Below are 15,663 nucleotides of genomic sequence, written 5' to 3'. Positions count from 1 at the left end.
TCGCGCGGGCCCAGTCAGTTTCAAATTGCCATCGGGACTCGCCAATCGCGACGGGATGATTTACGTTCGCGTCAAGAGGAGAGAGGATGCCATGCTAGCAACACCGCCGGACCACGAGGTCCTGATCGTCGGTGCCGGAATCTCCGGCATCGGCATGGCCGCGCACCTGGAAATGCACTGTCCGCAGCGCAGCTACGCGATCGTCGAGCGGCGCGCGAACCTGGGCGGCACCTGGGACCTGTTCCGCTACCCCGGCATCCGCTCCGACAGCGACATGCACACGCTGGGCTTCAACTTCGAACCATGGAAGCACGAGAAATCGATCGCCGATGCCCCGGCGATCCTCGATTACCTGAACCGGATCGTGGACGAGCGCGGCATTCGCGATCACATCCGCTTCGGCCACCGCGTCGTCGCCGCCGACTGGCGCGGGGACGAGGCGCGCTGGCACGTCGAGATCGCGCTCGACGACGGCACGACCACGCGGATGACGGCGCGCTTCCTCTACCTCGGTTCGGGCTACTACGATTACGACCAGCCTTACGATCCCGGGTTCGATTTCGGCGAGTTCGAGGGCCGGGTGGTCCATCCCCAGTTCTGGCCCGACGATCTCGATTACGATGGCAAGCGCGTGGTCGTGATCGGATCGGGCGCGACCGCGGTCACGCTGGTCCCGGCGATGGCGAAGCGCGCGGGGCACGTCACGATGCTGCAGCGCACGCCGACCTGGATGTTCTCGCGCCCGGCGAAGGACGCGGTCGCCAATTTCCTGCGCCGGGTCCTGCCCGAAGAGCTGGCCTATCGCATCACCCGGTGGAAGAACATCAAGATGCAGGACATCGGCTTTCGCCGCGCGCGCACGCGGCCCGAGAAGGTCAAGCAGTTCCTGCACAAGCGGATCGCCAGGGTCTTCGGCGACGCGCCTTACGACCCGGCCGACTTCACCCCGCCCTATAATCCGTGGGACCAGCGCCTGTGCCTGGTGCCCGACAACGATCTGTTCGAAGCGATGAAGCGCGGCGATGCCGCGATCCGCACCGGGCGCATCGCGCGCTTCGTGAAAGGCGGGGTGGAACTGGAAGACGGCGAAGTCCTGCCGGCCGACGTGGTCGTGACCGCGACCGGCCTGCGCCTGGCGATCGCGGGCAAGATCGCCTTCAGCCAGGACGGCGCGCCGGTCGATTTCGCGCAGCGGTTCTATTACAAGGGATGCATGTTCTCGAACCTGCCCAACCTGGCGGTGGTGTTCGGTTATCTCAACGCCAGCTGGACGCTGCGGGCGGACCTCAATTCCGAATATGTCTGCCGCCTGCTGAACGAGATGGAGCGGCGCGGGGCCGATGTCGCGGTGCCGGTGCTGACCGCCGCGGACGAGGCCGCGCTGGAGGAAGACGACATCTTCGATTTCTCTTCCGGCTATATCCAGCGTTCGAAACACATCATGCCGCGCAACGCGGTCGCCTATCCTTGGCGGCTGAACCAGGAATACGTCACCGACCGCAAGCGCATGGCGCAAGACCCGGTGGACGACGGGATCATCGCCTTCGGCCGCGCGGGGAACGACCTGGCCGGCGCGCGCGAACGGCAGCTGGAGGCGGCCGAATAGGCCGCGCGGGGCCCTTGGGGCTGGCACAGCGACGGGCAATCGAATACCCCCGCGGGCCATGAGCGAGCGCATCTATACCGCCGGGCTGGTCGTGATCGGCGACGAGATCCTCTCGGGCCGCACCCACGACCGCAATATCGCGCAAGTCGCCTCGTGGCTGCAGGTCCAGGGCATTCGCCTGGCCGAAGTGCGCGTCGTGCCCGACGTGATCGAACGGATCGTCGAGGCGGTCGATGCCCTGCGCACGGCGAACGATTACCTGTTCACCACCGGCGGGATCGGCCCGACGCACGACGACATCACCGTCGATGCGATCGCCGCCGCGCTGGGCGTGCCGGTCGTGATCCACCCCCAGGCGCGCGCGATCCTCGAACGCTATTACGCCGACAAGGGCGGGCTGACCGAAGGGCGGCTGCGCATGGCGCGCGTGCCCGAAGGGGCGGAGCTGATCCCCAACCGCATGTCGGGCGCGCCGGGCATCGCGATCGGCAATATCCGCATGATGGCGGGCGTGCCGCACATCGCCGCGCAGATGCTCGATTCGCTGACCGGCACGCTGGAAGGCGGGGCCCCGCTGCTGAGCGAGACGGTCGGCGGCTATATCCCCGAAAGCGAAGTCGCCGTGCTTCTGCGCGAGGTCGAGAAGGCGCACGAGAACTGCCAGATCGGCAGCTACCCCTTCTTTCGCGAAGGGCGGGTCGGGGCGAACTTCGTGATCCGTTCGACCGACGCCGACGCGCTGCAAAGCTGCCTGCACACGCTGTGCGAAGGGCTGGGCGAACTGGGCTTCGATTTCACCCCGGGCGGCATCTAACCGCGTTTTAACCCCGATCCCCTATTGCGCCGCGCATGACCGCGGTTTTCATCACGATCGACACCGAATATGCCGCCAGCCTGGCCGCGCGCGGGCGGGCGGAGAACTTCGCGCGCTCGATCGCCTGCGAAACGCCCTCGGGCCCGGCGGGCCTGTTCTACAAGATGGCCCTGATGGACCGCCACGGGCTGAAGGGGGTGTTCTTCGTCGACCCGATGCCCGCGCTCCTCTGGGGGCAGGAGGCGATATCCGACATCGTCGGCCCGATCGTCGCGGCCGGGCACGAGGTCCAGCTCCACTGCCACACCGAATGGCTCGCGCTCGCGGGCGCGAACAATCGCTTCGGCGCGACCGGGCAGAACATCGCCGATTTCCCGTTCGAACGGCAATGCGCGATCCTCGACTAGGCGCGCGGCGTGCTGGTCGCCGCGGGCGCGCCGGCGCCGGTCGCCTTTCGCGCCGGCAATTACGGCGCCAACGACGATACCCTGCGCGCGCTCGCCCACCTGGGCCTGCACTACGACAGCAGCCACACGCCCGGGATCGCGGGCGGGGCCTGCCGGATCTCGCTCGGCCGCGACGATCGCCGCCCGGTGCGCCATTGCGGGGTGACGGAAGTTCCGGTGGGCTGCATCCGCACGTTCGGCGGCGGCCTGCGCCATGCCCAGGTGACCGCGATCTCCGCGCGCGAGATGCTCGCCGCGATCCGCCACGCGCGCGATCACGGCCTGTCGAGCTTCACCATGGTCTCGCACAGTTTCGAGCTGCTGTGCCGCGCGCGGGCGCGGGTCAACCGGGTCGTGCGCCACCGTTTCGAACGCCTGTGCCGCGGGATCGCCGCGATGGAGGGGGTCGAAAGCGGCACTTACGCCAGCCATCCGCCGCGTCCCTCCGCCCGGCAGGAACCGCGCCCCGTCCTGCCCGCCGCCGGGCTGCGCGAGGGGCTGCGCCTGGCCGAACAGTTCGTGTCCAACCGGCTTTACGGCGCGCGCTGATGCTGCGCGAGACCCCGGTGCGCTTCGTCGTCGGTTCGCGCCAGCTGCTGGCCGTGCCGCGGCGGCTGATGGTGGTCGGCCACCGGCTGGACCGGCTCGTCGCGGGCGAGGCGGCGCCCCTGCCCCCGCTGGCGGACGACGCCGACGGCTACCGCGTCCTCTCGGCCCCGGCGGCGACGGTCGCGGGCACGATCGCGGCCCATCGCGACATGATCCCGGGCGGCGTACAGCATTACCGCCGGCACTACATCGCGATGGAGGGCGGGTTCGAACGCTACATGGCCGGTTTCTCGGGCAAGACGCGTTCCACCCTGCGGCGCAAGCTGCGCAAGTTCGCGGCGGACGACGGCGGCACGCTGGACCTGCGCGAATATCGCGGGGCCGACGGGTTCGACCGGTTCATCGCCGCCGCGCTGCCGCTCTCGCGCAAGACCTACCAGGGCCGCCATCTCGACGCCGGGCTGCCCGAAGACGCCGATCGCCTGGCCGCGCTGCGCGCCGCGGCGGGCGAGGACCGGCTGCGCTGCTTCCTGCTCCATCGCGCCGGCCGCCCGTCGAGCTACCTGTGCCTGCCGGTCGAGGGGCGCACGCTGGTCTATGCCTGGCTCGGCTACGACCCGGCCGACGCGCCGCTTTCGCCCGGCACCGTGCTGCAGCTCGCCGCGCTCGAACGGCTCTTCGCCGAGGAACGCTTCGCCTATTTCGATTTCACCGAGGGGGAAGGCGCGCACAAGGCGCTGTTCGGCACCGCCTCGGTGGAAGCCGCGAGCTTCCTGCTCCTGCGCCGGCAGGCTTCCAACCGCCTGCTGCTGGGCGCGCTCGAGGCGTTCGACCGCTCGGTCGCGCGGGCCAGGGCGCTCGCCCGGCGCAGCGGCGCGCTGTCGGGCGCGCGGCGCCTGCTCAAGCGCTAGCGCGCGCCTGCCCGGGGCCGGGCGTCGGGGCCACGGCTAGAGATCGACCGTCCGGTCCTGCTTGTCCTCCAGGTCTTCGCGCAGTTCGCGCGCGCCGCGTTCGGACCGGGCGACCGTGCCGCGGCTCGCCTGGCGGTTCCGCGCCCAGACGTAGATCGCCACGGCGAGGAGAAGGATCGGGCCCGCGACGAGGGCAACGGCCCAGAAATTACCCATGGGTTTGCTCCTTGAAAGCTCTTCCCCCGGGCAACGCGCGAGCGGGGCAATCTTTCCGCCCCGGCCGGCCGGGCGGCGCCCGGCGCGAACGCGAACGGCCCCGCCCGAACGAAAAAGGGCCGGGAAGATATCCTCTTCCCGGCCCCTTTTGCGTGGCAGTCCGAAGGATCAGGCGCCTTCGACTTCGCCCAGGTCGAGCTTGAGGCCCGGGCCCATCGTGCTGGTCAGCGAGACCTTGCGCACGTACTTGCCCTTGGCGCCGCTCGGCTTGGCCTTCACGACCGCGTCGGTCAGCGCCTTGAAGTTCTTCTTCAGGTCCTCGTCGTTGAACGACAGCTTGCCGATGCCGCTATGGATGATGCCCTGCTTCTCGACGCGGAATTCGACCTGGCCGCCCTTGGCGTCCTTCACGGCCTGTTCCACGTTCGGGGTGACGGTGCCCAGCTTCGGGTTCGGCATCAGGCCCTTGGGGCCCAGGATCTTGCCGAGACGGCCGACGACGCCCATCATGTCCGGCGTGGCGATCACGCGGTCATAGTCGAGGTTGCCGTTCTGCATGTCTTCCATCAGGTCCTCGGCACCGACCTTGTCGGCCCCGGCGGCGGTCGCCTTCTCGGCATTGTCGCCGCGCGCGAAGACCGCGACCTTGACGTCCTTGCCCGTGCCCGAAGGCAGCGAGACCATGCCGCGCACCATCTGGTCCGCGTGGCGCGGATCGACGCCGAGGTTCATCGCGACTTCGACCGTTTCGTCGAACTTCTTGCTGGCGAACTGGCGCAGCGTGGCCAGCGCCTCGTCGACGCCGTAGAGCTTTTCCGAATCGAGTTCGGCCAGCGTCTTCTGCTTCTTGGTCAGCTTTGCCATCGGATCAGCCCTCCACCACTTCGAGGCCCATCGAACGCGCGGAGCCTTCGATGATCTTGGTCGCCTGATCGATGTCGTTCGCGTTCAGGTCCTTCATCTTCGTTTCGGCGATCTCCGCCAGCTGCGAGCGCTTGATCGTACCGGCCGAGACCTTGCCCGGCTCCTTCGAACCCGACTTGAGCTTGGCCGCGCGCTTGATCAGGAAGCTGGCGGGCGGAGTCTTGGTGACGAAGCTGAACGAGCGATCCGCGTAGACCGTGATGATGGTCGGGATCGGCATGTTCTTTTCGAGATCCTGCGTCGCGGCGTTGAACGCCTTGCAGAATTCCATGATGTTGACGCCGCGCTGACCCAGCGCGGGGCCGATCGGCGGGCTGGGGTTGGCAACGCCAGCCGGCACCTGCAGCTTGATATAGCCGTCGATTTTCTTGGCCACGTATGGCCTCCTTTCTCACTGTCGCCCCGGCCCGGGGCCGAAGCTCATGGTAAGCGGTCAGGCAGCCTGCCCAGCTTGCTGGAAAATGCAGGCCTTCCGCACGGATTTCCCCCTGCCCCGGGGAATCGGGACGGGCGGGAAGGCGCGCCGATAGGCGCAAACGCTTCGAAATTCAACTCATCGATGCATGGCCGGCGCGGGGGCAGCCCCGCGCCCGATCACTTGACCAGTTCGACCTGTTCGAAATCGAGCTCCACCGGGGTGGCGCGGCCGAAGATCGAGACGCTGACCTTGACCTTCTGCTTGTCGAAATCGAGCTCTTCCACCACGCCGTTGAAGCTGGCGAAGGGGCCGTCGAGCACCTTGACCTGGTCGCCGATCTCGTAATCGACGCTGATGTCGCGCTTGGGCGCGGACTTGGCTTCCTCGACCCCGCCGAAATAGCGCGCGGCCTCTTTCTCCGAAATCGGCTGCGGCTTGTTGTTCGAGCCGAGGAATCCGGTCACCTTCGGGGTGTTCTTGACCAGGTGATAGACATCGTCGGTCATCTTCAGCTTGGCGAGGACGTAGCCGGGCATGAACTTGCGTTCGACCTGGACCTTCTTGCCGCGCTTCAGCTCGGTCACCGTCTCGGTCGGGACCTGCACTTCCTCGACCGCCTCGGACAGGCCCAGCCGCTCGGCCTCGGCGATGATCGCATCGCGCACCTTGTTCTCGAAGCCGGAATAGGCGTGAATGATGTACCAGCGAGCCATTGTGATCCTTAAGTCCAGTCGTGTTGTGCCCGTATCAGGCCCCGTATCGGGCCCCAGTATCGGGCCCCAGTATCAAGCCAGCGTCAGCAGCCAGCGCACGACCGCGCCGAAAGCCGAATCGATCCCGAGGAAGAAGAGCGACAGGAGCACGACCATGATGCCCACGAAGATCGCGGTGCGGACCGTCTCCTCGCGAGTCGGCCACACGACCTTGCTGCCTTCGCTGCGGACCTGGCGGATGAATTCACCGGGGGTCGTCTTGGCCATCTGTGCTCGTATCCCGTTGCAAAACCTGTCGTGCCTTCCGGGATGGGGCCATCGCCGCCCCGGTTCAAGTCCGGGAGGGGCTGTCGTGGGCTCCGATGTCGGAAAGCATCGCCGCATTTAGGCCGCGCGCCGGGCAAAAGCAAGGCACAGGAAAATGCGCGCGGGCGGTTGCAAACGAAACTTGGGGCTGGTCTTGCGTGCCGCGCGCTACTAGCGTGCCCGGTTATTCCAAGTTGACGGATCTAGGGGGAATATCGCGAATGGCAACGGGCCAGGCATCCACGCTGGGCGAACGACTGGTGCAACCGGTCACCAATGTTTCCGACTTCATCTGGGGCGGCACGTGGAACGGGGAACAGCTGATTCCCATCCCGCCGCTGGCCGTGATCCTGCTGGGCATCGGCCTGTGGATCATGGTCGGCCTGCGTTTCTATCCGATCGTCAAGCTGGGGGCCGCGATTCGCGGCCTTTTTGCTGGCCGCAAGGGGTCTGGTTCGGGCGAGATCAGCCCCTTCGCCGCGCTTTCCACCGCGCTTTCGGGCCAGGTCGGCACCGGCAACCTGGCCGGCGTCGCCACCGCGATCGCGCTCGGCGGGCCGGGCGCGGTGTTCTGGATGTGGGTCACGGCGCTGTTCGGCATGGCGCTCGCCTTCGCCGAGGGCAGCCTCGCCATCCGTTACCGCGAGACGACGTCCGACGGGGTCCAGCGCGGCGGCCCGATGAGCTACATCATGCTCGGCCTCGGCCCCAAGTGGACCTGGCTGGCGATCGTCTTCTGCCTCGGCACGCTGTTCTCTGCGCTGGTGACGGGCAACTCGATCCAGGCGAACGAGGTCGCCAGCGGCCTCAACGAACTGTTCGGCTTCGAACGCTGGCTGGGCGGCCTGATCGTCGCGATCGCGGTGTTCGTGGTGATCATCGGCGGCATCAAGTCGATCGGCAGCGTGGCGGAAAAGATCGTGCCCTTCATGGCCGCCACCTACCTGGTCATGGCGATCACCGCGCTGATCCTGAACTTCGGCGACCTGCCCGAGACGTTCGGCCGGATCTTCGCCGGCGCGTTCAATTTCCAGAGCGCCAGCGGCGGTTTCGCCGGGGCCGCGATCATCCTGGCGATCCGCGCCGGCGTGGCGCGCGGGCTGTTCTCGAACGAGGCGGGCCAGGGCTCGACCCCGATCGCCCACGCCGTGGCCCAGACCGACGACCCGGAACAACAGGGCCGCATGGCCATGCTGGGCACGTTCATCGACACGATCGTGATCTGCACGATGACGGCGCTGGTGATCCTGACCGTCCAGGGCGACTTCACCTACCAGGGCCAGCCGGTCGATCACGTCTGGCAGTCGGACCTGGGGACGACGGCCATGTCGGGCTTCGTCACCACCTCGGGCGCCTTCGCCGCGGCCTTCCCGTTCGAAATCGCCTCGATCCCGCTGGGCACGCTGGTGGCCAGCACGGCGCTGATCCTGTTCGTCTTCACGACCCTGCTGACCTGGTCGTATTACGGCGAGCGCGCGATCACCTTCATCTACGACCGGTTCCCCGGCTCGACCCGCGGCGGGGAGAAGGCGCTGCACATCGGCTGGCGCGTGATCTGGTGCGTGGCCATCTTCATCGGCGCGACCCAGCCTTCGCAGCTGGTCTGGCGGCTGGGCGACATCTCGAACGCGACGATGGTCCTGCCCAACCTGCTCGCGCTGACGCTGCTGTCGGGCGTGGTCTTCAAGCTCGCGCGCGGCGAACGCAACGCAGGGCGCGATTTCCGCCGCGAAACGCCGGAGGAGCCGGAAGAGTACTGACCGGCCCGGTCGCGGCGCGGGCCGCGAACGTGAAAAGGGGGCCGGCTGCCAGTGGCGGCCGGCCCCCTTCGCGTTTGCGGTAAGTCAGCGAAGCCCGAACAGGCGGGCGAAGAATCCGGGCTCCTCCATCGGCTGGATCGGCCCGTGGGTCATGTATCGCAGCGAGGCGTCGCGGTGCGGGCGGGGCTGGACCCACCCGTCGGGACGGCTGCTGCGGAAGGAATAGCTCGACATGGGATTACCTCCATGAACTGACATCTTCCCTCCGTCCGTCCCGTGTAATGCCCGCTTCGCCGCATGGTTCCCGCAAAGTTCACCAAATGCGGCCCCGCTGCCCAACCGGCGCGCGGCAACATGGTTCCGCCGCGGCGCGCGGCGATGTTCGGGTGGGACCGGTGGATGGCCGGGGACGCGGGGGGCTGACGCACCCTCGCCGCCTGGTTCGGTCAGGCCTGCGGGCCCGGGGCGGGGGCGGGCGCGGAGGTCGTTTCGTCCGCTTCGTGCTGGTCGGCGGCCCATTCGGCCATGGCGTCGAGCACCGGCCGCAGGCTGCGCCCCCTGGCGGTGAGCGAATAGTCCACCCGCGGGGGAATCTCGCCGTAGTCGCGGCGCGCGACCAGCCCGTCGCGCTCCATTTCCTTCAGCGTCTTCGACAGCGTGCGATGGGTGATCCCGCCCAGCCTGCGCTGCAAGGCGTTGAAGCGCAGCGGCCCGTCGAGCAGCCAGAAGATGACCATCGGCCGCCACTTGCCCGACAGGAATTCCAGCGTCCGTTCCGCCGGGCAGCGCCAGCCGTCGGCCGGCGCGCCGGAGCCGGTTTGGCCGCGGGCGGATGCAGTATCCATCGGGATCGTACTTGTTGCCATGTCAGTGCAGCTCTATCTTGCCTGCAGGACGAAGGCAATGCCCCCGGGGCGGGGCCGACCAATACGCCCCCTTGTGAAAGGCAGTGACATGAAGACACTCGATACGATCCTGCGCAACGACAGCGCCCACTGGGTCGGCGACGGTTTCCCGGTCCGCTCGCTGTTCAGCTATCACGGCGATACGGCCGCGATCAGCCCGTTCCTCCTGTTCGACTATGCCGGGCCGTGGAACTTCGAGCCGGTCGAGGGCCGCCCGCGCGGCGTGGGCCAGCATCCGCACAAGGGGTTTGAGACGGTGACCATCGTCTATGACGGCGAAGTCAGCCACCGCGATTCCACCGGCGGCGGCGGCACGATCGGCGCGGGCGAGGTGCAGTGGATGACGGCCGGTTCGGGCGTGCTGCACGAAGAGTTCCATTCCCCCGGCTATTCGAAGACCGGCGGGCCGTTCCGCATGGTGCAGCTGTGGGTCAACCTGCCGGCGAAGGACAAGCTGGTGCCCGCGCGGTACCAGGCGATCACGCGCGACACGATCCCCGAAGTCGCGTTCGACGGCGGCCGCGCGCGGATCATCGCCGGCACCTTCGGCGAGGTGGAGGGACCGGCGCAGACCTTCACCCCGATCAACCTGTGGGACGTGCAGCTCGACGCGGGCGCCACGGCCACCCTGCCCCTGCCCGATGGGCACACGACGATGATCGCGGTGCTTTCCGGCCATGTCACGATCGATGGCGAGGGCGTGGGCGAGGCCGAGATCGCGCGCCTCTCGCGCAGCGGCGACGCGGCGCGCATCGCCGCCAACGGCGACAGCATCGTGCTGGTCATGACCGGCGAACCGATCGACGAACCGGTCGTCGGCCATGGCCCCTTCGTGATGAACACCGAGGGCGAGATCCGCGAGGCGATCGCCGCGTTCAACGCGGGCAAGTTCGGAACCCTCGCGCCGGCCGGATAGGGCCGACGGGAGAACGAGGGCAACGGCACGGAAGGGGCGGGCGCCGCGGCGGCCGCCCCGTTTCCCGTCTCGCGTCAGCCGCTTGCGGCCAGGCCCGGGCAGCGCGCGGCGTCGCCCGCGCCCACCCCTGCTTCCGGCCCCGCCTCCGGCCCCGCATCCGGCCCCGCTTCGGGCCGGCACGTCCGCACGGTCATCCCCACGATCCGCCCGGTCAGCGCGGCCAGCCGCCCGGCCTCGTGCGCGGTGAGCGCGGCGGTGTCGATCGTCACGCGCATTCGCGCGCCCTCCACCGCGACCGTCATCGCCGCCGGAGCGAAGCCGAGACGGGCATGGATGTCGACGACCCGCGCCAGCAGCGCGGTATCGGCCGGGCATTCGAGGACCATGCGTCGCGCGCGGTCAGGCGGCGACCGGCCGGACATCGCCCGCGCGCCGCTCCAGCCGCCGGCGCGCCAGCAGGTCCGCCGCGCGATGCGGGGCCAGCCCGTGCTCCTGCGCGTGGTCGAGCACCGCGGCAAGGCGCTGCCCCGTCTCGCGCACCCGCCGCTCGGCCTGCGCGCTGTCCCACCCCAGGTATTCGGCGCAGACGTTGACGATGCCCCCGGCGTTGACGACGTAGTCGGGCGCATAGAGCACGCCGCGGCGCGCCAGCGCATCGCCGTCTTCCGCGCGCGCCAGGACGTTGTTGGCCGAGCCGCAGACGACCCGCGCCCGCAGCCGCCCCACCCCCGCGCCGTCGAGCACGCCGCCCATCGCGCAGGGCGCGAAGACATCGGCCCTGGCGGAAAGGATCGCGCGCGGGCTGGCGATTTCTGCCCCGTATCGGCAGGCGATCTGCGCCGCGACGTCGGAACGCGTCTCCGCCACGATCAGCCGGGCCCCGGCCTCGTGCAGGAGCCGGCACAGCGCCGCGCCGGTATGGCCCAGCCCCTGGACCGCGACCGTGACCCCGGACAGGTCGCCGCCGAACGCGCGGCGCACCGCCTCCTGCATCGAGAGGAACACGCCCAGCGCGGTCCACGGCGAAGGGTCGCCGCCGGGCCGCCCTTCCTGCTGGGTCAGGCCGGCCACGTGGCGCGTCTGCCGGCGCACGGCCTCCATGTCCTCGACCCCCGTGCCGACATCCTCCGCCGTCACGTACGAACCGCCGAGCTCGGCGACCGCGCGGCCGAACGCCTCGAACAGGGCGCGCCGGTCGAACGGTTCGGCGGGCAGGTTGATGACCGACTTCCCCCCGCCCAGCGGCAGGTCCGCCATCGCGTTCTTGAACGCCATCCCTTCCGCCAGGCGCAGCGCGTCGCGCGTCATCGCCCGGCTGTCGGGGTAACGCCATGCGCGGCACCCGCCGGCCGCCGGGCCGAGCACGGTGGAATGGAGAACGATCACGCCGTCGAGGCCGCTCGCCTCGTCTTTCACGAGATGGACGGCCTCGGGCACGCCGGCGGTGGATTGGGTCTGCTCGCTCATCGGGAAACTCCTGCCTGCCGGGCAGCATCTGCCCCAGCTTGCGCGAAATTTCCTGTCTGATTGGCGCGAAAGTACCGCGTGAGAGAAAAGTATTTTCGATTCCGGCGCAGAACCGGGTCAATCTTGCCCCGCGGGCGCTAGAGCGGCAGCGCGGTCGTCGTCTTGATCTCCGACAGGGCGACGGTCGAGTGGACTTCCTGCACCCCGGGCACTTGCGAGAGGCGGTTGAAGAAGAACGCCTCGTAAGCCTCGATGTCGGGGGCGACGATCCGCAGCAGGAAATCGACGTTGCCCATCAGGACATAGCATTCGAGCACTTCGGGAAAGCTTCGGATCGCCTCGGCGAACTCGTCGAGGTTCGCCCGCCCGTGGGCGTTGAGCTTGACCTGGGCGAAGATATGCGCGTTGAGCCCGACCTTGCGCCGATCGACCAGCGCGACCTTGCGGGTGATGAACCCGTCGCGCTCCAGCCGGTCGATCCGGCGCCAGCAGGGCGAGACCGACAGGCCGACCCGCTCGGCCACCGCGGCGGTCGAGAGCGAGACGTCCTCCTGCAGGATCCGCAGGATCTTCTTCTCGTACCGGTCGAGACTGTCGCCGCCGGGCGCCGTCATGGCGATAACCTTCCCTCCTGCCCCGCTCCCTCCGCCGCGCGGAGGACACGGATCACGTTGCCGCTCGTCATCTTCTCGATCTGCGCCGGCGTATAGCCGGCCTCTTGCGAACCTTCTGCGTACATTGCTGAATGAGAAAATGGTGCCAGAAGAGGCATCACATTCGAACTTCTTTTCCGTTTAATTTCTGATGTTTAGATATTTCGGTCAAGCTGAAAAGCCCGCAAAAGGCCCGCAAAATCCCTCTAATGTATTGGTTCGATGCCTTTTTTAGGACTCGGAATTTCAATTTCAAACTTGACCGCGGAGTAGGTCGTTATCCGCTTTGCGCTCCAATCTCCGCTATTCTACGGGCTGCGCGCTCTGCCCGGAAGCAGTCATCCGTTCGGTTTACTTTAAATCATCGATATTCGTTCCAGCTTCTCTTCTTTTTGGCCGATAGTCTGGGAGGGGAGGATTTGATGTAATTCCCTCAACCTGAATATCTTCTATTTTTTCACTGAGAGGAGCAAGTTCGCGACTAAGCTCGCGAAGGTCCGTTTCACCTTCAACCAAAGAATCTTCGACCGCCGGAATGCCACTCCTTATCTGGGAAAGTTTGTTTTCAGCGTTCTGCACGCCCTCCCTGAATTGGCGAAGGCGTCGTTGCGCGATAGCAGAAGCGCTCCGCCCTGAGATCCGCCGATCTGCATCTCGAAGATTATTTCCCCATCCACCAACCCTGTGCCCTAAGTCTAACAATCTTCCTTTTGTTGAGGCCAATCGTTCGTCCCAACCTTCGGCGTCCGATGCGAGTGCGGCCGTCGTGACTCGAAGCCGGACAAGATCGGAGGTGATCACCCGTTGCTTTTCTGGCTCCAGTCCTTCGTTCAGAGCGCGAATGCTATTTGCCACGGTCTCTACAGTGGCGGTCGCATCCCTCCCCAATAGTCCGGTTTCGTCCGCGGCGGGAATGATCTTTTTTCCTGACTTGTCGGTGTAAATGCCCTGACGACCCCGTCGGCCCTCGAGCACGAGCGCAGCCTCTCCAGTTATCAGATCCGTGCTGATTGTCGCTTCAAGGCCGTGGACTTTCGCCGCAGAAGGATCGAGAGTCAGAACAACGACCACGTTTTCCGGTTCATTTTCCGCCAGACGGACCGATGTTACCTGTCCCACAGGGACTCCCGATAGTGTTACAGTCGATCCCGACTGAAGGCCTTCCACGGAGCGATCAAACTTGATCTGATATGTTTCCTGATTTGGTCTGGGATCGATTAGCCACATCGCGAAAGCGATGGTCGTAAGCATCAGAATGCCAACGATCCACGCCACTAGGGAGAAGTTTGCGTTAGTTTCCATCTAGCACGCCGCCAGCGGTTTGTTCGTCCGGCAGAGGGCCGGTGCAATGAAAGTTCGCGTCCCGCATGCTCCATTCGGTTGTCCGCTATAGAACATGACCGAGGTTCGTCCCCTGGCGCAATCGCCACGAGCGGGGCATCCGGGCGCGTCGAATGTGTTTTGGTTTTGAGATCGGCCTAGTCCCAACACGGGCGTGATGCCGCCCCGCCCGTGGCGACCGAATATTGCTATGACTTGCGCAAGCCGCGTCCGGTCACTCAAGCGCGAAGGCGTCATGTCTTCCAGGCCGCTGCTGGAGGATGTGATTTCAAGTCTCCTGGCGATGTCCGTCTGGTTCAGGGCAGGAGCTCTGATCAACTGCGCCAACACACGCCACTGCGTACGATTGAGGCTCAGCGGCTGTGCTCGGTCATCGAATGCCTTGCGCGCGGCGCGGCTGATCTGGTCCATCATGAAGATCGCTCGATCATCGTGGGTGATGACATTGTCGAGTGCGAGAGTGCCCTCATCTTCTGGCATGAGACATTCCTATCGATCGGAGAAAAATAGTAAAGGACTTTCGCATTTTGTTTTGGCCGCTATATCGCTCGCGCAGCGGCTCAAACGATGGCGAGGAGCGAAATAATCATGGCGGACGAGACAGCAGGGGCTAGCGATGAAGGCGCACGTCCGACGGGGTTGTCCAGTCCGCGGGTCCGGCTGGGTCTGCTGATCGCCGGCATTCTGGTCCTGCTCGCCGGGAGCTACTGGTATTACAATCATCAGACGTACGGCAGATTCCAGCAGTCCACCGACAACGCTTATATTGCCGCCGACAGCGTCATCATCTCCCCCAAAATTGCGGGCTACGTCGAGCGCGTATTAGTGACGGAGAATCAAACGGTCGCGTCGGGCGATGCGCTTGTCCAGCTGGACGTGCGAGATTATCGTGCCCAAACGAACCAGGTCGAAGCCCAGATCGCCGCGTCGCTCGCCGGAGCAGATACGGTACGCGCCCAGCAACAAGAGCAGGACGCGGCAATTGCCCAGGCCCGTGCACAGCTCGCAGCGGCATCTGCACAGGCTGGTCTCGCTGCTGAGCAGGTTGTCCGGTACCGCCCCCTTGCCGCTTCGGGAGCGGAGCCGCGCGAGAGGCTCGATCAGCTGGAGGCCCAGGCCAGAGAAGCGCAGGCTCAAGTCGCGGCAGCGCGCGCCGCGCTCACGGCGGCACAGCGCCGACAGAACACGCTTAGCGAGCAGATAGACCAGGCCAATTCGCAAGCCAACGCCGCTCGTGCGCAACTCGAGGCCGCCCGTCTGAACCTGTCATCGACCACGCTCCAGGCCAGTATTTCCGGGCGGGTGGGTGACCTCACGGTCCGACCTGGACAATTTGTCCAGCCTGGCCAACGCCTTATGAGCCTCGTACCGACCGACCGCCTCTACGTGACAGCAAATTTCAAGGAAACGCAGCTCGGACTTGTCCGCCCGGGGCAACCCGTCACCTTGGAAATCGACGCGCTGCCGGACCTCGAGCTATCAGGAAGAGTGCAGAGCATCGCGCCGGGTACCGGGGCAGAATTCTCAATCCTTCCGCCACAGAACGCGACGGGTAATTTCACCAAGATCGTTCAGCGCGTCCCGGTGCGCATATCCATTCAGGCTTCGCCCGAGATCCTGCGTCTGCTGGTGCCGGGCATGTCTGTTGTCGCGAGTGTCGATACGCGCGCCGCTAGAGACCAACTCGATTCGATCCGCAACGCGGCCGGAGACTGACC

20 protein-coding genes are annotated in these 15,663 nt (G+C 66.5%); 8 read left to right on the top strand and 12 right to left on the bottom strand.

Translation table 11 applies throughout. The features are described 5' to 3' along the window. The first annotated feature begins 91 nt into the window (after positions 1 to 91). Genes T8T98_RS01710 through T8T98_RS01690 form a run of 5 tightly spaced genes read left to right on the top strand, consistent with a single transcriptional unit; the run spans position 92 to position 4,326 of the window. Positions 92 to 1,606: a flavin-containing monooxygenase gene (locus tag T8T98_RS01710; protein ID WP_251106007.1), complete on the top strand. Its 1,515-nt coding sequence runs from the start codon at positions 92 to 94 to the stop codon at positions 1,604 to 1,606. Positions 1,607 to 1,664: 58 nt separating this feature from the next. Then, the gene (locus T8T98_RS01705) at positions 1,665 to 2,420 is read left to right on the top strand and encodes a competence/damage-inducible protein A (protein ID WP_160731922.1); all 756 of its coding nucleotides are present in this window, start codon (positions 1,665 to 1,667) and stop codon (positions 2,418 to 2,420) included. Positions 2,421 to 2,455: 35 nt separating this feature from the next. Continuing rightward, a complete protein-coding gene (locus tag T8T98_RS01700) occupies positions 2,456 to 2,827 on the top strand; it encodes a polysaccharide deacetylase family protein (protein ID WP_322295791.1) in 372 nt (123 codons plus the stop codon). Positions 2,828 to 2,836: 9 nt separating this feature from the next. Then, positions 2,837 to 3,415, top strand: coding sequence for a polysaccharide deacetylase family protein (locus tag T8T98_RS01695; protein ID WP_251104288.1), 579 nt, complete (start codon positions 2,837 to 2,839; stop codon positions 3,413 to 3,415). Further along, positions 3,415 to 4,326, top strand: coding sequence for a GNAT family N-acetyltransferase (locus T8T98_RS01690; protein WP_251104289.1), 912 nt, complete (start codon positions 3,415 to 3,417; stop codon positions 4,324 to 4,326). Before T8T98_RS01695 ends, T8T98_RS01690 begins: the two co-directional genes overlap by 1 nt. 36 nt (positions 4,327 to 4,362) lie before the next feature. Here T8T98_RS01690 and T8T98_RS01685 read toward each other — a convergent pair whose 3' ends face one another. From T8T98_RS01685 to secE, 5 genes are all read right to left on the bottom strand, one after another. Further along, positions 4,363 to 4,542 carry a hypothetical protein gene (locus T8T98_RS01685; protein WP_251104290.1) on the bottom strand — a complete coding sequence of 60 codons (180 nt, stop codon included), beginning with the start codon at positions 4,540 to 4,542 and terminating at the stop codon, positions 4,363 to 4,365. A gap of 168 nt (positions 4,543 to 4,710) precedes the next feature. Continuing rightward, a complete protein-coding gene (gene rplA / locus T8T98_RS01680) occupies positions 4,711 to 5,406 on the bottom strand; it encodes a 50S ribosomal protein L1 (RefSeq protein WP_160731918.1) in 696 nt (231 codons plus the stop codon). A 4-nt stretch (positions 5,407 to 5,410) separates the two neighbouring features. Next, positions 5,411 to 5,842, bottom strand: a complete 432-nt coding sequence (gene rplK, locus T8T98_RS01675) for a 50S ribosomal protein L11 (RefSeq protein ID WP_160731917.1) — start codon at positions 5,840 to 5,842, stop codon at positions 5,411 to 5,413. A gap of 218 nt (positions 5,843 to 6,060) precedes the next feature. Further along, the gene (gene nusG, locus T8T98_RS01670; protein ID WP_160731916.1) at positions 6,061 to 6,597 is read right to left on the bottom strand and encodes a transcription termination/antitermination protein NusG; all 537 of its coding nucleotides are present in this window, start codon (positions 6,595 to 6,597) and stop codon (positions 6,061 to 6,063) included. 72 nt (positions 6,598 to 6,669) lie between these two features. Further along, positions 6,670 to 6,864 (bottom strand): preprotein translocase subunit SecE, encoded by a 195-nt coding sequence (gene secE / locus T8T98_RS01665; protein ID WP_160731915.1) that lies wholly within the window; start codon positions 6,862 to 6,864, stop codon positions 6,670 to 6,672. Positions 6,865 to 7,124: 260 nt separating this feature from the next. Here secE and T8T98_RS01660 point away from each other — a divergent pair, with 260 nt between their 5' ends. Then, positions 7,125 to 8,663, top strand: coding sequence for an alanine/glycine:cation symporter family protein (locus tag T8T98_RS01660; protein ID WP_160731914.1), 1,539 nt, complete (start codon positions 7,125 to 7,127; stop codon positions 8,661 to 8,663). 84 nt (positions 8,664 to 8,747) lie between these two features. On the opposite strand, the gene T8T98_RS01655 is transcribed toward T8T98_RS01660, so the two are convergent. Continuing rightward, the gene (locus T8T98_RS01655) at positions 8,748 to 8,897 is read right to left on the bottom strand and encodes a hypothetical protein (RefSeq protein WP_202388866.1); all 150 of its coding nucleotides are present in this window, start codon (positions 8,895 to 8,897) and stop codon (positions 8,748 to 8,750) included. A 212-nt stretch (positions 8,898 to 9,109) separates the two neighbouring features. Continuing rightward, positions 9,110 to 9,529: a winged helix-turn-helix transcriptional regulator gene (locus T8T98_RS01650; protein ID WP_251104291.1), complete on the bottom strand. Its 420-nt coding sequence runs from the start codon at positions 9,527 to 9,529 to the stop codon at positions 9,110 to 9,112. 88 nt (positions 9,530 to 9,617) lie between these two features. Between T8T98_RS01650 and T8T98_RS01645 the strand changes: the two genes are divergently transcribed. Next, positions 9,618 to 10,484 carry a pirin family protein gene (locus tag T8T98_RS01645; protein WP_251104292.1) on the top strand — a complete coding sequence of 289 codons (867 nt, stop codon included), beginning with the start codon at positions 9,618 to 9,620 and terminating at the stop codon, positions 10,482 to 10,484. Between the two features lie 74 nt (positions 10,485 to 10,558). Here T8T98_RS01645 and T8T98_RS01640 read toward each other — a convergent pair whose 3' ends face one another. The 5 genes from T8T98_RS01640 to T8T98_RS16300 all read right to left on the bottom strand — a co-directional run bounded on the left by T8T98_RS01640 (position 10,559) and on the right by T8T98_RS16300 (position 14,356). Next, the gene (locus tag T8T98_RS01640) at positions 10,559 to 10,870 is read right to left on the bottom strand and encodes a hypothetical protein (RefSeq protein ID WP_251104293.1); all 312 of its coding nucleotides are present in this window, start codon (positions 10,868 to 10,870) and stop codon (positions 10,559 to 10,561) included. Positions 10,871 to 10,883: 13 nt separating this feature from the next. Then, the gene (locus T8T98_RS01635) at positions 10,884 to 11,951 is read right to left on the bottom strand and encodes a Leu/Phe/Val dehydrogenase (protein ID WP_251104294.1); all 1,068 of its coding nucleotides are present in this window, start codon (positions 11,949 to 11,951) and stop codon (positions 10,884 to 10,886) included. Positions 11,952 to 12,088: 137 nt separating this feature from the next. Next, positions 12,089 to 12,565 carry an Lrp/AsnC family transcriptional regulator gene (locus T8T98_RS01630; RefSeq protein WP_160731908.1) on the bottom strand — a complete coding sequence of 159 codons (477 nt, stop codon included), beginning with the start codon at positions 12,563 to 12,565 and terminating at the stop codon, positions 12,089 to 12,091. Positions 12,566 to 12,955: 390 nt separating this feature from the next. Continuing rightward, positions 12,956 to 13,855 carry an MlaD family protein gene (locus T8T98_RS01625; RefSeq protein ID WP_228135201.1) on the bottom strand — a complete coding sequence of 300 codons (900 nt, stop codon included), beginning with the start codon at positions 13,853 to 13,855 and terminating at the stop codon, positions 12,956 to 12,958. Positions 13,856 to 13,906: 51 nt separating this feature from the next. After that, positions 13,907 to 14,356: a MarR family winged helix-turn-helix transcriptional regulator gene (locus tag T8T98_RS16300; RefSeq protein ID WP_224802040.1), complete on the bottom strand. Its 450-nt coding sequence runs from the start codon at positions 14,354 to 14,356 to the stop codon at positions 13,907 to 13,909. 177 nt (positions 14,357 to 14,533) lie between these two features. Between T8T98_RS16300 and T8T98_RS01615 the strand changes: the two genes are divergently transcribed. After that, complete coding sequence (locus tag T8T98_RS01615) at positions 14,534 to 15,661, top strand: HlyD family secretion protein (RefSeq protein ID WP_050599652.1); 1,128 nt, start codon at positions 14,534 to 14,536, stop codon at positions 15,659 to 15,661. Positions 15,662 to 15,663 lie beyond the last annotated feature (2 nt).

Origin of the sequence: Pelagerythrobacter marinus (genome assembly GCF_034375205.1) — a bacterium.
Taxonomy (GTDB): domain Bacteria; phylum Pseudomonadota; class Alphaproteobacteria; order Sphingomonadales; family Sphingomonadaceae; genus Pelagerythrobacter; species Pelagerythrobacter marinus.
This window is presented reverse-complemented; position numbering and strand designations above follow the sequence as displayed.

Coding starts and splice junctions, on each gene's coding strand:
- T8T98_RS01635 (WP_251104294.1), bottom strand. CDS start 11,951: ATGAGCGAGCAGACCCAATCCACCGCCGGCGTGCCCGAGGCCGTCCAT.
- T8T98_RS01660 (WP_160731914.1), top strand. CDS start 7,125: ATGGCAACGGGCCAGGCATCCACGCTGGGCGAACGACTGGTGCAACCG.
- T8T98_RS01685 (WP_251104290.1), bottom strand. CDS start 4,542: ATGGGTAATTTCTGGGCCGTTGCCCTCGTCGCGGGCCCGATCCTTCTC.
- T8T98_RS01705 (WP_160731922.1), top strand. CDS start 1,665: ATGAGCGAGCGCATCTATACCGCCGGGCTGGTCGTGATCGGCGACGAG.
- T8T98_RS01710 (WP_251106007.1), top strand. CDS start 92: ATGCTAGCAACACCGCCGGACCACGAGGTCCTGATCGTCGGTGCCGGA.
- T8T98_RS01655 (WP_202388866.1), bottom strand. CDS start 8,897: ATGTCGAGCTATTCCTTCCGCAGCAGCCGTCCCGACGGGTGGGTCCAG.
- T8T98_RS01625 (WP_228135201.1), bottom strand. CDS start 13,855: ATGCTTACGACCATCGCTTTCGCGATGTGGCTAATCGATCCCAGACCA.
- T8T98_RS01615 (WP_050599652.1), top strand. CDS start 14,534: ATGGCGGACGAGACAGCAGGGGCTAGCGATGAAGGCGCACGTCCGACG.
- T8T98_RS01645 (WP_251104292.1), top strand. CDS start 9,618: ATGAAGACACTCGATACGATCCTGCGCAACGACAGCGCCCACTGGGTC.
- T8T98_RS01640 (WP_251104293.1), bottom strand. CDS start 10,870: ATGGTCCTCGAATGCCCGGCCGATACCGCGCTGCTGGCGCGGGTCGTC.
- T8T98_RS01650 (WP_251104291.1), bottom strand. CDS start 9,529: ATGGCAACAAGTACGATCCCGATGGATACTGCATCCGCCCGCGGCCAA.
- rplA (WP_160731918.1), bottom strand. CDS start 5,406: ATGGCAAAGCTGACCAAGAAGCAGAAGACGCTGGCCGAACTCGATTCG.
- T8T98_RS01700 (WP_322295791.1), top strand. CDS start 2,456: ATGACCGCGGTTTTCATCACGATCGACACCGAATATGCCGCCAGCCTG.
- nusG (WP_160731916.1), bottom strand. CDS start 6,597: ATGGCTCGCTGGTACATCATTCACGCCTATTCCGGCTTCGAGAACAAG.
- T8T98_RS01630 (WP_160731908.1), bottom strand. CDS start 12,565: ATGACGGCGCCCGGCGGCGACAGTCTCGACCGGTACGAGAAGAAGATC.
- T8T98_RS01690 (WP_251104289.1), top strand. CDS start 3,415: ATGCTGCGCGAGACCCCGGTGCGCTTCGTCGTCGGTTCGCGCCAGCTG.
- secE (WP_160731915.1), bottom strand. CDS start 6,864: ATGGCCAAGACGACCCCCGGTGAATTCATCCGCCAGGTCCGCAGCGAA.
- T8T98_RS16300 (WP_224802040.1), bottom strand. CDS start 14,356: ATGGACCAGATCAGCCGCGCCGCGCGCAAGGCATTCGATGACCGAGCA.